11 protein-coding genes and 1 tRNA gene are annotated in these 12690 nt (G+C 52.1%); 6 read left to right on the plus strand and 6 right to left on the minus strand.

Translation table 11 applies throughout. The features are described 5' to 3' along the window. The first annotated feature begins 21 nt into the window (after positions 1-21). The 3 genes from DRI82_RS02345 (at position 22) to DRI82_RS02355 (ending at position 3398) form a co-directional block, all read left to right on the plus strand. Complete coding sequence (locus DRI82_RS02345) at positions 22-597, plus strand: TetR/AcrR family transcriptional regulator (RefSeq protein ID WP_114191880.1); 576 nt, start codon at positions 22-24, stop codon at positions 595-597. 86 nt (positions 598-683) lie between these two features. After that, complete coding sequence (locus DRI82_RS02350; protein WP_425452617.1) at positions 684-965, plus strand: hypothetical protein; 282 nt, start codon at positions 684-686, stop codon at positions 963-965. 228 nt (positions 966-1193) lie between these two features. Further along, on the plus strand, positions 1194-3398 hold the full coding sequence (locus DRI82_RS02355) for a TonB-dependent receptor (RefSeq protein ID WP_114191882.1): 2205 nt from the start codon (positions 1194-1196) through the stop codon (positions 3396-3398). A gap of 64 nt (positions 3399-3462) precedes the next feature. On the opposite strand, the gene DRI82_RS02360 is transcribed toward DRI82_RS02355, so the two are convergent. Further along, positions 3463-5109 (minus strand): multidrug ABC transporter permease/ATP-binding protein, encoded by a 1647-nt coding sequence (locus tag DRI82_RS02360; RefSeq protein ID WP_114191883.1) that lies wholly within the window; start codon positions 5107-5109, stop codon positions 3463-3465. Between the two features lie 222 nt (positions 5110-5331). On the opposite strand from DRI82_RS02360, the gene DRI82_RS02365 reads away from it, so the two are divergent. Continuing rightward, positions 5332-5637, plus strand: coding sequence for a DUF2623 family protein (locus DRI82_RS02365; RefSeq protein ID WP_114192015.1), 306 nt, complete (start codon positions 5332-5334; stop codon positions 5635-5637). A 100-nt stretch (positions 5638-5737) separates the two neighbouring features. Here the strand turns inward: DRI82_RS02365 and DRI82_RS02370 are convergent. The 3 genes from DRI82_RS02370 to DRI82_RS02380 all read right to left on the minus strand — a co-directional run bounded on the left by DRI82_RS02370 (position 5738) and on the right by DRI82_RS02380 (position 7930). Beyond that, a tRNA-Pro gene (locus DRI82_RS02370) sits at positions 5738-5814 on the minus strand. Positions 5815-5890: 76 nt separating this feature from the next. Continuing rightward, on the minus strand, positions 5891-7678 hold the full coding sequence (gene yejM, locus DRI82_RS02375; RefSeq protein ID WP_114191884.1) for an LPS biosynthesis-modulating metalloenzyme YejM: 1788 nt from the start codon (positions 7676-7678) through the stop codon (positions 5891-5893). Between the two features lie 24 nt (positions 7679-7702). Beyond that, on the minus strand, positions 7703-7930 hold the full coding sequence (locus DRI82_RS02380; RefSeq protein ID WP_114191885.1) for a YejL family protein: 228 nt from the start codon (positions 7928-7930) through the stop codon (positions 7703-7705). Positions 7931-8366: 436 nt separating this feature from the next. Here DRI82_RS02380 and yejK point away from each other — a divergent pair, with 436 nt between their 5' ends. After that, positions 8367-9377, plus strand: coding sequence for a nucleoid-associated protein YejK (gene yejK / locus DRI82_RS02385; protein ID WP_114191886.1), 1011 nt, complete (start codon positions 8367-8369; stop codon positions 9375-9377). Positions 9378-9473: 96 nt separating this feature from the next. Here the strand turns inward: yejK and rplY are convergent, their stop codons facing one another. Together rplY and radD are read right to left on the minus strand one after the other, a co-directional pair. Then, the gene (rplY, locus tag DRI82_RS02390) at positions 9474-9755 is read right to left on the minus strand and encodes a 50S ribosomal protein L25 (protein ID WP_114191887.1); all 282 of its coding nucleotides are present in this window, start codon (positions 9753-9755) and stop codon (positions 9474-9476) included. 180 nt (positions 9756-9935) lie between these two features. Then, positions 9936-11696: a DNA repair helicase RadD gene (gene radD, locus DRI82_RS02395; RefSeq protein WP_114192016.1), complete on the minus strand. Its 1761-nt coding sequence runs from the start codon at positions 11694-11696 to the stop codon at positions 9936-9938. A gap of 255 nt (positions 11697-11951) precedes the next feature. Between radD and rsuA the strand changes: the two genes are divergently transcribed. Continuing rightward, positions 11952-12659, plus strand: coding sequence for a 16S rRNA pseudouridine(516) synthase RsuA (gene rsuA, locus DRI82_RS02400; protein WP_114191888.1), 708 nt, complete (start codon positions 11952-11954; stop codon positions 12657-12659). The last annotated feature ends 31 nt before the right edge of the window (positions 12660-12690 follow it).

Consider the following 12690-nt stretch of genomic DNA (forward strand, 5'->3'; position numbering starts at 1 on the left):
TCCAGAAAAGGAACGTGACGCATGAAAGTTAACAGAGAACAAGCCGCAGCCAATCGCGAAAGAGTGCTGGATACCGCGGCGCGACTTTTCAGGGAAAGGGGTTTCGATGGTATCGGCGTGGCCGAGTTGATGAAGAATGCCGGACTGACCCACGGCGGTTTCTACGCCAATTTCTCTTCAAAAGAGGATCTGATTGCGCAGGCGAGTGCACGGATATTGGAACGCAACGCTGATTATTGGCGATCGCTGGCTCAAACCGGTGGCGATAAATCACTGCGCGAGATCAGCGCCGATTACCTGCGGGGATCCTTTGAAAGTGGAGTGGGGACGGGATGTCTGCTGGCTGCCCTGGGTGCGGAGTCGGCGCGTCAGGGGGAAAGTGTCCGGCAGGTGATCGCCTCGGGTGTGAACGAAGTTTTGTCTGCTGCTACGCAGAGCATGCCGGGTGAGACCGAGAAACAGCGACGCCATCAGGCGATGGTGACCTACGCCGCCACGATAGGTGCGCTGGTTCTTGCTCGTGCCACAGACGACGCCTCACTGGCTGAAGAGATTTTCCAGGCAGTCGCCAATGCCATGCCAGAATCGGATAAATAATAACCATATTAATTGAGTGGTTATTGTTCTATAGTCATATCTCGGAGATTATAAATCCTTGGTAAATGACTATGCGCAGAGCATTAATGGCAAGCCTGTTATGTTTTTTTGCCTTGTTTTTCACCGCCGATGCCCTCGCGAAAGCGGGAACAATGAGTGATGAGCAGGTAAAACAGCAGATTATCAAAGAGTCCATAAGCGCCTATCCGGGCAATTGTCCTTGCCCATTCAACTCGGCGCGCAACGGCAGTCGCTGCGGAAAGCGTAGTGCCTGGAGCCGCGAGGGCGGGTATGCACCGATTTGCTACGCCGATGAAATCAGCGATCAAATGATTGCGGATTGGCGCAGAAACCGGGGCGCATCCTGAGTTACCCTGCTTTCCGATTCAGCGCTGAGATGTATTCCGTTCCTCAGTGCTGAATGTTCAGCCTCGTCATTTCTGATGCAATTTCAGCCAGATTCCCCACACCGCAAGATAATAAGCTGCAAGCGAACACATCCAGACATCCACTCTTGCATTCAGACATAAATTGCGCATAATTGTGAAAACTTATAAGAATCACTCTCATTATCTTTTTTATTCCAAGGGAATTCCATGCACTTTACTTCTCACTGCGCCAGGGCGTCTTTCGTCCGGTGCTCACTCGCTGTTTTAATCAGTTCTGCGTTAAATACTTCTGTCTGCGCTGCACCCGCCACCACAAAAACGCCCAAGCCCAGTGAAGGCGATGTAATGACCGTGGTCGCCAAACCTGATGTTTTTACCCCCGGTGGTGATCAACTGATCCCCGCTTTTCTTGATGGGCAGATCGCCAATGGCGGACGCCTCGGAATGCTGGGCGAGCAAAATGCCGCCGATGTGCCTTTCAGCGTGATCGGATTTACTTCCAGGATGATTGAGGATCAGCAGGCACAAACATTGTCTGACGTCGTGAAAAACGATGCTTCGGTGCAGTTGGTGGGTGGCTATGGCAACTTTGCTGAAACCTACCGTATCCGTGGATTCCAGTTGGACAGCGGCGATATTTCGCTGGGCGGACTCTATGGCGTGATGCCACGCCAAGTGGTGTCGACGAATATGATCGAACGCGTCGAAGTGTTCAAAGGTTCAAACACTTTCCTCAATGGTGTATCGCCAGGCGGCAGCGGAGTGGGCGGGGCCATTAATCTGGAGCCGAAGCGTGCCGGTGATGAGCCTCTGGTGCATGTCGGGCTGGATTATACCTCGGAATCACGTATTGGAACCTCGCTTGATACGGGGCGTCGGTTCGGCGATAACAATCAGTTTGGTGCACGGGTAAACGTGTTGCATCGTGAAGGTGAGTCGGCGATCCACGATCAGAAAGATCGCACAACGCTGGCGGCAGTCGGGCTGGATTATCGTGGTGACAGATTGCGCACCTCAATGGATCTCGGTTATCAGAAGCAGACCGTGCATGGCGGACGGCTTGGCATCAAACCGGGGAAGTTGACCGAACTGCCGGACGCACCCGCAGCGACCCTGAATTATAGTCAGCAATGGGTTTACTCGGATATGGAGACGCAGTTTGGCATGCTGCGTGCCGATTACGATCTGACGGAAAAATGGGTGTTTTATTCAGCCATTGGCGCCAGTCACAATGATGAAATGGGGGCTTATGCCGTGCCGACGCTACTTAACCAGCAGGGTGACGCCACAATTGGTCGCCTGACTACCGCCTATCAAAGTGATAATTTCTCCGGGATGACGGGTATTCGCGGTACTTTCGATACTGCCTTCATCAAGCATAATGTGAATTTTGGCTATTCTGGCGTAAACACTCGCACCCGCGCCGCTTACACCATGGCGAGTTCCGGCTATACCACCAATATCTTTGATCCGCAGCCGATTGATAACCCACCTACCCTTTATTCCGGCAGCGATTTGAATAACCCGGTCACGCGAAGCCGTACCCGCACCACAGGCGCGGCGGTCTCGGATACCTTGTCAGTGCTGGATGACAAGGCAATGCTGACGCTGGGCCTGCGCCGTCAGGAAGTGACGATTCGCAACTATAGCTATACCGGCGTGGAAGATCCCAAAACGGCTTTTGATTCTATGAAAGTCACACCGGTTTATGGGCTGGTGGTTAAACCCTGGGAACCGATCTCTCTGTATGCCAACCATATTGAGGCATTGCAGCCCGGAAAGACCGCGCCATCAAATACGGTAAACGCCGGTTATGTCACGGGTATCGTGCTGTCCAGGCAAAATGAGGTCGGGATTAAAGCCGATTTCGGTCGTATTGGTGGTTCACTGGCGCTGTTCGAAATCAAAAAACCCAACGGCAGTATTGATGACGCCAATGTGTACGGTCTGAATGGTGAGCAGCGTAACCGCGGTGTGGAATTGAGTCTGTTTGGTGAGCCTATGTACGGCGTGCGTTTGCTGGGCGGTGTGACCTGGCTGGATGCCGAGTTGAGCAAGACCCAAAATGGCATCAATGATGGCAATAAGGCGATTGGCGTGCCGACGTACCAACTGGTGGCGGGCGCAGAATGGGACATTCCCGGTGTTGAAGGTTTGACCGCGAATGGCACGGTAATTCGTTCTGGCTCACAATACGGCAACGAAGCCAATACGCTGAAGCTTGACCCCTGGACTCGTCTGGATCTGGGCGCGCGCTACACCATGGCGCTTGACGATCACAAGTTGGTCTGGCGGGCAAATGTGGAAAACGTCACCAACGAGAACTATTGGTCATCGGTGGAGGAGACCGGGACTTATATCGCGCAGGGCAATCCGCGCGAGCTGAAGTTGTCAGTGGGTGTCGATTTCTAATCGGTATCTGCGTGGTTTTGATGAACCCACCTGTGAAGGTGGGTTTTTTATGGGCAGGAAACGCTTATTTATCTAATTGTGCCACGGCATCCAGACTGGCTTCGGCGCGCGCTACGCCCGTCAACTCCTGCAAGTGTCCTGCTTTCATCTCCAGCAAGCGATCCGCGTGTTCGAAGTAGTGGTCATCGTGGCTGATGGCAAATACCGTTTTTCCGGCCTGTTTAAAATAGGGCAGCAAATCGCGATAGAAGGTACGGCGGAATTGTGGATCCTGATCGGCCGCCCATTCATCAAGCAGTAGAATGTCACGTTCTTCCGCCGTCGCCAGCAGCAGGGCGACGCGTTTGCGCTGCCCTTGTGAAAGTTGCAGATTAGTGATGCGATTATCTTCCAACTGCAATTTATCCTGCATATTTAGACGGTTAAGCCAACGTTTGACCAATTCTGCATTCGGCGCCGTGCCCTCCGGCCCCAGCATCTGACCAAACAGATGGAAGTCCGTAAAGACGGCAGAGAACAGTTTGCGGTAATTCTGATTATCTGTGGTTGCAACCGGAACGCCATCCAGAAGAATCTCACCTGAACACGGGGTATACAGGCCAGTGAGCAGCATGGCGAGCGTCGATTTTCCGCTGCCGTTGCCGCCAATCAGGAAGACCAGTTCACCCCGTTCGAGCGTCAGATTAATCGGTCCGACTTCAAATCCGTCCTCACCATAATGGAAAACAACGTCACGCAGCTCCAGCGTTTTCCAGTTTGCGGGTTTCTGCGCCCGGTTGAATTCTGGTTGGTAGTCGGCCAGTTTGAGCGCCTTCAGTTTGGTAAAGGCCACCTGGGCGCTGAGCAGGGTTGGCAATGCGCCGACGCCTTGCAGCAACGGGGTTCGCAGAAAGAGCAACGTCAATGAGTAGGTGGCTGCGACGTTGGTATCTGACCAGCCCAGATTATTGGCCATAAAAAAGACCAGCCCGATTGCACCCAGCATCATGATATTTGACCAGTTCACCGCGCTGAGGTGGAAGGTATCGGCACGGATAATATGATCGCGGTAATCCTGCGCATCCTTTTGATAGATATCTTCATAGAGTTGCTGGGCACGTTCACGGTTCAACGCCAGCTCTTTGCGCCCCTCGATCACCGTTTGGTAATCTTTCTGCAGACGATCTTCCGCTTCACGTACGCTCGCCAAATGTTTGTAGACGCGCGAGACCAGCTTAAAGCCACCAAAAATGGTAATTGCCAATAATACGACAGTCACCAGTAACATTTTGGGCGACAGCCAGGCGAGATAAGCCGCTGAACCGAGAGTAAGTATGATGCCCTGTATCAGTTCCGGCAGGCGAACAAAGGCAATGGTGATGTTTCTTATATCGCTGCTCAGACTGGCGATCAGGTGGGCATTGCCGATCTGTTCGATGCGTTCAATATTGGTATCGAGAATACGTTTAATGAATTGACCGCGCAGACGGTAGACGAAGTGGTGCCCCAGCGTGGTTAATGCCAATTGCGAGCCAAGTGTCACCGCCATCAGCAAGAGTAACAACCCGAGAAATTGCGGTAACACCGACATTGAGCCATTCACGGCAACAATAAGTTTTTGGTTGATAAAAGCGATCAGACCGATGCCCAGCGCTGCACTGGCGAGGCTCAGGACGATGACCGCTAGAAAAGGCCAGCGATATTGTTTAAAGACGACGCGGAGCAACTCCATGGGTATTTCTTCTCATTTTAGGTGAACTGCAAGCAGTTTAATGAGGAGACTAATGATATCAAGAACAATTCTCATTTTATCTCTTTAAGAACGGTGCAACGCCCCGATGAAGGTGATTTCTGTTCACCTCTTATCCGTAATGATTATTCCTTAGAGGTATGTACGCTGTGCAAATGATCGCTATATAATAATTTATATAGCGAATTCCGGGGGATTTCGATGATACAAAACCATTTTGGTAATGGTCTGATGGCCGGATTGCAATCCGATGCAGCCAGGCCAGCGACGGAAGTAAACGGTTTTTGCGCGGACTATAAACGAGGATTTGTTCTGGGATTTTCCCATCGGCTGGCGGAAAAATCGGGCGATCGCAATCAGGCGGCTTTCGAAGCGGGTGTGTTGTCAAAACGCTATGGGTTGGATTGGGAACTGGTGGCAGAGTTTTTCACGGAAGTCGATAGACGCTATACCGCGCGCTACTTTTTTGCCGGTTATGACGGTGTGGTGAATACGTCGTTGACGCAGTGATAATCTATTAACTAGCTGTCTGGGTTTTACCCTTTTTTATCACCGACAAAATCCGAACATAAAAAACCAACCGTAAGAGGTTGGTTTTTCTAGGGTTCTTTGGTCGGCATGAGAGGATTCGAACCTCCGACCCCCGACACCCCATGACGGTGCGCTACCAGGCTGCGCTACATGCCGACGCTGTGGGGTAATACTACCGATTCCGGCCCTTAATGCAAGAGCAAAGCGCAACGACTGCTTTACTTTTAAGCAGTTAGTTGGCAATAAAGCGTTTTTCGTCGGTCAGCACTTGCAATAACAGTGCTAACTGCGGCTTGGCATGTTTGATCTCTTTACCTTCCTGATCATAAACGCGATAGGAACCATTCGACTCTAACTCAATCGTTTGGGTCGGCGTAGAGATCACCAGCTTGCCATTGTCGCCCGTTGCGACCCAATCGTTACGCCGCTTGGCAGCAAAGAGATCTTCACCCTGCGAATAGTCAGCAGGGGAGGTGCTGACATGCAACAGTCGCTGCATCAGCGTGGTCATTACGTCTTCATGGCTGGTGAGTTTATTGACGCTTTGCGCCGGGGTGTCTGGCCAATGTACGACTAACGGTACCTGCAATTGAACGCTGTTAATACTCTCGCTCGTACCCCAGTTGCCTTTTTCATCGAACTCAATGCCGTGGGCACCGGTAATCACCACCACCGTGTTGTCAAGAAGACCGCGCTCTGCCAGCGTCTGTAATACGCTGTCGATCTGCTGATCGACCTCCGCCACACTACGGCGATATTGCTGGATAAAGGCTTTGCCGGTTAGCGCGGGGGCATTGTCTCTGGATGACGTATTTTTAATCACACCATTGAAGTTCAGGTAAGAGAACCATGGTGCGGTTTTGGAGCGCGTCCCTAACCATTGCTGCCACTGTGCTGTTGTTTTACTGTCACTCTGGTTGACCGGCGGTGGCAGTGAAAAATCTGATAGCAACGCCTGACGATACAATGGCGAGTCGAAACCATCGGAAGAGAACAAGCCAAACTGATAATCCTGCGCCGCCAATGCATTAACTAGCGCAGAGGGTTTGCGCGCGGCCAAAATGCCGTCCATGTACGTTGGGGAAATCCCATAGAACAGGCCGAATAAACCGGTATCCGTGCGATTACCCGAGCTGTAATGCTGGGTAAAGCGAATATTTTCGTCAGCGAATCGGTTAAGAACCGGCATATCCTGCGGCAGCGTATCTGCGCGCATGCCATCGACAACGATCATCAGCAGATTGTAACCACTACCTGCATCACGGAAATTGATGTTGTTCAGCGGATATTCAACCGAAAGCGCTTCGGGTCGACCCTGTTCAATCAGGCGGCGCTGATACTCCTGCGCATCCAGCAGGCCGTGTTTTTCAAGAAATTTACGTGCCGTCATTGGATAAGAGAGCGGCAGATTAGCGCGCTGCATGGTGATTGGCCGATAGAAATTGGCATCCGCCCAGATATAGAGCAAATGTGAGGCAATAAAACTGCCGATGAATAGAGCGGCCAGTGGTTTGCCGAAACTACGCCGGTTCAGGCTGCGCAGCTTCTGCCACGCCCAGGTGCCGACCAGCATTTGGATCAGGAAGATGATTGGCACACAGATAAACATCAGTTGCCAGTCGCGGGCCAATTCGCCCTGATCGGGGTTGACCACCAGCTCCCACACCACCGGATTTAGGTGCAGGTGGAAACGGGTAAAGACCTCGCTGTCAACCAGCAACAGCGTTAGCCCTGCGGTAGCCAGCGCCGCAGACAGGAACCGGAGCAGACGCTGCGACATCACCACAAAAGTCAGCGGGAAGATGACCAACAGGTAGGCAGAAAAACCAATAAAACTAAAATGCCCAAGCCAGCTTACCAGCGCGTAAATTCGTCCTGCGAGTGAGGAGGGCCAGTCTGCGACAAACAGATACCGGCTACCAAGCCCCAGGCTAAGCAGAATATTGAATAGTGCGATCCAGTGGCCCCAACTGATCATCTGAGACACTTTTTCGCGGTAGCGCTGACGATTCGTCACCATAAACGGGTCTGGGCAAATAAATGATTAATGGGCTTTATCTTCACGAATTGAGGCTTGCAATGCCTCGGCAAAAGAGCGAGCCAGCACTTTGCGTTGTGCAGGGGCTACGCTGGTATTGATCAGGTTTGTCACCATATTACCCAGCACCATCAGTGAAAGATCGGTGGGCGCACGGTGTGTTTCCAGAACGTTAGCCAGCTCAGAGAGCAATTTTTCGACGTGTTCGTCGCTGTAACGGGATGATTGTGGCATATATTAATTAGCTTCGTAGCCTGACAAAGTCCAATATCTTAACGTATAGGCGCGTGAGTTTCCGCACTTTTATCATTACCCGTCATACTTCAAGCCGCAGATGCGTTAACTGCGTACCCTTCGTACTTGAAGTTGCAGGGGTGTTAGCGGCGCTTACTCACCCGAATCACTGACTTGTGTCAGCTCATCGGGATTCGCTCGCTTGCTGCCTACCTGCATCTCCAAGTACTTTGGGTATAGTAATCTATGCTCCTGGGGATTCTCGGCCTTGTCGCGTTACTCGCCGCTAAAAGATCTTTAATCCCGCAACTCGAATTAAATACCGCGTAACATCACTGATCGGTCTTTCTGTGGGGGTTTTTAAGTTGCGGCGAAAGGACTTCAGTGTTTGAATACGCGCGCACAGAATACCTGAAAAATGACAGGAGAAAGTACCATGAGTCTGGATATCAACCAGATCGCCCTCCACCAGTTGGTCAAGCGTGATGAGCAGACGCTGGATCTGGTGCTGCGCGACACCCTTCTTCCGACCAACGCTGCGGTTGAAGAGATGATGGCGGAGCTGCATCGTGTTTACAGCGCCAAAAGTAAGGCTTACGGCCTGTTCAACGAGCAGAGCGAACTGGCGGACTCCCTGCGTGCTTGCCGCAAAGGCGAGAATGACTTTCTCAGCTTTACCCGTGCAGCAACCGGGCGCCTGCGCGATGAATTGGCCAAATATCCGTTTGCTGACGGTGGCATTGTTCTCTTCTGCCACTATCGCTATCTGGCGGTAGAATATTTGCTGATTTCCGTGCTGAACAGCTGCAACAGCATGCGCGTCAATGAACAACTGGATATCAGCACCACGCATTATCTGGATATCAACCACGCTGATATCGTGGCGCGTATCGATTTGACGGAGTGGGAAACCAATCCGGAATCAACCCGCTACCTGACTTTCCTGAAAGGGCGGGTAGGGCGCAAAGTTTCCGACTTCTTTATGGATTTCCTGGCCGCAGCGGAAGGGCTGGATACCAAAGCGCAGAACCGCGGTCTATTACAGGCCGTTGACGACTATTGCTCTGAAGCGCAATTAGACAAGAATGAGCGCCAGTCTTATCGTCAGCAGGTTTACAGCTATTGCAATGAGCAACTGCAGTCTGGCGAAGAGATTGAATTGCAGGCGCTGGCGCAGGAGCTACCGCCGATTGGCGATAAAGATTTCAGGCAGTTTTCCAGTGAGCAGGGTTATCAGTTGGAAGAGAGCTTTCCGGCGGATCGCGGAACCTTGCGTCAGTTGACCAAGTTCTCCGGCAGCGGTGGCGGCATTAGTCTGAACTTTGATGCACTCCTCCTGGGCGAACGTATTTTCTGGGATCCCGCCACGGATACGCTGACCATCAAAGGCACACCGCCGAATCTGCGTGATCAATTGCAGCGCCGTCTGAGTAGCAGTGACAAATAATTGCGGCGCAATGATTGAATTGCAGCCATAAAAAAACGCCGCGCAATGCGGCGTTTTTTCTGCTCCGGCGTCCCGGAACCCGACCAATACTCGCGATTACGCGCGAACGAAGTCGATGTGTGCCAGTTTCGGCTTGAACGGATGACGCTGTACAGCCTGAACTTTAACTTTGATTTCTTTGCCATTCAGAACCAGGGTCAGCACTTCGCTGTAGAACTCAGGTTTTACTTCCTGGTTCTTAACGGAGTCGTGATCCAGTTCGATAGCGATTGGCGCTTCGGAGCCACCATAAATGATAGCTGGGAATTTGTTTGCTGCACGCAGGCGGCGGCTCGCACCCTTACCCTGCTCTTTACGTTCTTCAACATTGATGTTCATTGTTTTTTCTCTTTAAGAAAATTAACCCTGCTACAGGCGACCCAGCAACAGGTTGGATACTCTGCTTCGCATGACGCGAAAGCGGGCGACATTCTAGCGAAATATCACCCCTGCGGCAAATGAAACCGCTTTTTACACGTGTGTGCGTTGATTGACTCACTGACGAAGCGTCATTCGCATTCAACCGCGCAGTTCATTGGCGCGTCGGTAACGGCCCTGATAGTCGAACATTTTTTCGCGCACCTGCCAGAACTGACCACGTTTTCGGGCAACCACAAAATCGGGATGGCGAAACAGCGGCTGTAACGCAACGATATCCGCGGCGGTTTTCCATTCCAGCGGTACGCCGGGAGCGCGTTGGTGCGGGCGGATAAAAATATGCTGGAAAGCCATTCTCTGCGCCGGGGTAGACAAACGGAAGCGTTCACTGACATCGGCACCCTCTTCGTCGTAATAGGTGATTCTCAGCCATTCCCCTTTCGCATCGCTGCCGGATTCCAGGGTCATTCCCCCGCAGCGCAATACCAGCGCGTCGCGCAATCTAAGGGCGGCTTTTAGCATGTCATCGGGATCAACCAGTACTTCCTGGCACTGATGGCAGCGGCGTGCCGCAATATCATTTTCCGTACCGCAGTGTGGGCAACTTTTGAAGCGGAAACGAAAATCGCACTGCTCGCGATGTCCCTCGTCGTCTTCCAGCCATCCCTGACAGCGGCGGCCAAAGTGTTCAATGACCGTGCCATCCGGCAAGGACTTTCCCCAGAACAGATTGGCAAAACCGCAACCGGGGCAGAAAACCTGCACCGGTTGGCTATCCCCTTTGGGTTTGCTGGCACCGACTTCAGGCGTGAAAAGATCGTGGGGATTCCCGGCATAATCCAGAATCAGGCACTCTGTTTTACCCGGCGATAAACGCAGTCCACGCCCCACGATTTGCTGATAAAGACTGACTGATTCCGTCGGGCGCAGTATGGCAATCAGGTCAACATGGGGGGCGTCAAAGCCGGTGGTCAAGACCGCGACATTGACCAGATAACGCAATTCCTGATCTTTGAACGCGGCGATGAGACGATCCCGTTCTGCGGAGGGCGTTTCTGCACTGACCAGCGCAGCCTGGCCTTTTGGCAACAACCCAAATACTTCCCGCGCATGCTCAACGGTGGCCGCGAAAATCATCACGCCTTGGCGAGTCGCACCGTATTCAATAATCTGGCTGATAATATGCGGTGTGATGCGCTTTTGCTGTTTCAACTCGCGATCCAGATCGGCTTCGCTGAACAATCCGCTGCTATTGGCCTGAAGACGACTGAAATCATAGTGTACAACCGGCATGTCGAGGCGTTCTGGCGGAACCAGAAAATGGTGTTTGATCATGTAACGCAGCGGTAGTTCATAGATACAGTCACGAAACAGACTATTTTCATCGCCACGCGTAATGCCATGGTAGTGATAGCGGTAGATCCAACCTTTTCCCAGACGATAAGGGGTGGCCGTCAACCCGAGTAAACGCAACTGTGGATTGACCTGCCGCAGGTGCTGGATAATCTGCTGATACTGACTTTCATCATCATCGCTGATGCGATGACATTCATCGATTATCAGCAACGAGAATTCGCCATCGAATAGCGCAAGGTTACGGGCGACAGACTGCACGCTGCCAAAGACAACCTTTCCGGCGCTCTGTTTCTGTTGCAGGCCCGCCGCAAAAATGTCGGCCTCCAGACCATAGGCGCGATACTTTGCATGATTCTGCGCGACCAATTCTTTGACGTGCGCCAGCACCAGGACCCGACCGCGCGCCAGGCGCGCCAATTCGGCAATCACCAGGCTTTTACCCGCACCTGTGGGCAAAACGATAACGGCGGGATGCGTATACTGGCGGAAATAACTCAGCGTGGCGTCAACCGCTTCGCGCTGATAGGGTCGGAGTGTAAATGCCATAACGTAGGGTTGCCCTTCTCCCTTGAAGAACCAAAACGCGGCCATTATGCCGATTGCACGCGAAAGTTGCGATATTCCTGCGCAGATGCTCTATAACTCATCCTATGACACCGGCCAAAGCGCCGCTATACTGTTCGCTTTCCAAAGAATGCGCTTTCCAAAGAATGCGTTTTTAAATGACAGCGTTTTTTAAAAGAATGTGTTTTCTCAATACACGATCGCCTTACGATCATCAGGAAAGGCAAGAAAGATTCAATGCGACTGGACAAGTTTTTATCACAGCAGTTAGGTATCAGCCGGGCGCTGATTATTCGTGAACTGCGCGCCAAGCGCGTCACTGTTGACGGCGAAATAGTAAAGAGTGGCTCACTGAAACTCACCCCTGAACAGGTTGTGGAGTTTGATGGCAATCCACTGCATCAACAGGTTGGCTCTCGCTATTTTATGCTGAACAAACCGCAGGGGTATGTCTGTTCCACTGACGATCCAGATCATCCCACCGTACTCTATTTTATGGACGAACCGGTGGCGTACAAACTGCATGCGGCGGGTCGTCTGGATATCGACACCACCGGTCTGGTGCTGATGACCGATGACGGACAGTGGTCACATCGGATCACCTCACCGAAACATCACTGTGAGAAAACCTATCTGGTCACGCTGGAACAGCCATTGGCCGAAGATACGGCGGCACAGTTCACGGCGGGTGTGCAGTTGCACAATGAAAAAAATCTGACCAAACCGGCGCAATTGGAAAAAATTGACGACCACGTCGTGCGTCTGACCATCAGTGAAGGGCGTTACCATCAGGTAAAACGCATGTTTGCTGCGGTCGGCAATCGAGTTGTCGGGTTGCACCGTGAACGTATTGGCGAGATCGCGCTGGATGACGATTTGGCTCCAGGCGAATACCGGGCATTAACCGCTGAGGAAATTGCCAGCGTCAGCGTACCAGAGCGTTAATAACGTTTACGCCAGCCTCATTTTTGCTGGC

This window comes from Edaphovirga cremea (genome assembly GCF_003332275.1).
GTDB classification, from domain to species: Bacteria; Pseudomonadota; Gammaproteobacteria; order Enterobacterales; family Enterobacteriaceae; genus Edaphovirga; species Edaphovirga cremea.

Excerpts from the sequence above, each read along its gene's own strand:
- DRI82_RS02345 (WP_114191880.1), top strand. The coding sequence starts at position 22 with ATGAAAGTTAACAGAGAACAAGCCGCAGCCAATCGCGAAAGAGTGCTG.
- DRI82_RS02350 (WP_425452617.1), top strand. The coding sequence starts at position 684 with ATGGCAAGCCTGTTATGTTTTTTTGCCTTGTTTTTCACCGCCGATGCC.
- DRI82_RS02355 (WP_114191882.1), top strand. The coding sequence starts at position 1,194 with ATGCACTTTACTTCTCACTGCGCCAGGGCGTCTTTCGTCCGGTGCTCA.
- DRI82_RS02360 (WP_114191883.1), bottom strand. The coding sequence starts at position 5,109 with ATGGAGTTGCTCCGCGTCGTCTTTAAACAATATCGCTGGCCTTTTCTA.
- yejM (WP_114191884.1), bottom strand. The coding sequence starts at position 7,678 with ATGGTGACGAATCGTCAGCGCTACCGCGAAAAAGTGTCTCAGATGATC.
- DRI82_RS02380 (WP_114191885.1), bottom strand. The coding sequence starts at position 7,930 with ATGCCACAATCATCCCGTTACAGCGACGAACACGTCGAAAAATTGCTC.
- yejK (WP_114191886.1), top strand. The coding sequence starts at position 8,367 with ATGAGTCTGGATATCAACCAGATCGCCCTCCACCAGTTGGTCAAGCGT.
- rplY (WP_114191887.1), bottom strand. The coding sequence starts at position 9,755 with ATGAACATCAATGTTGAAGAACGTAAAGAGCAGGGTAAGGGTGCGAGC.
- radD (WP_114192016.1), bottom strand. The coding sequence starts at position 11,696 with ATGGCATTTACACTCCGACCCTATCAGCGCGAAGCGGTTGACGCCACG.
- rsuA (WP_114191888.1), top strand. The coding sequence starts at position 11,952 with ATGCGACTGGACAAGTTTTTATCACAGCAGTTAGGTATCAGCCGGGCG.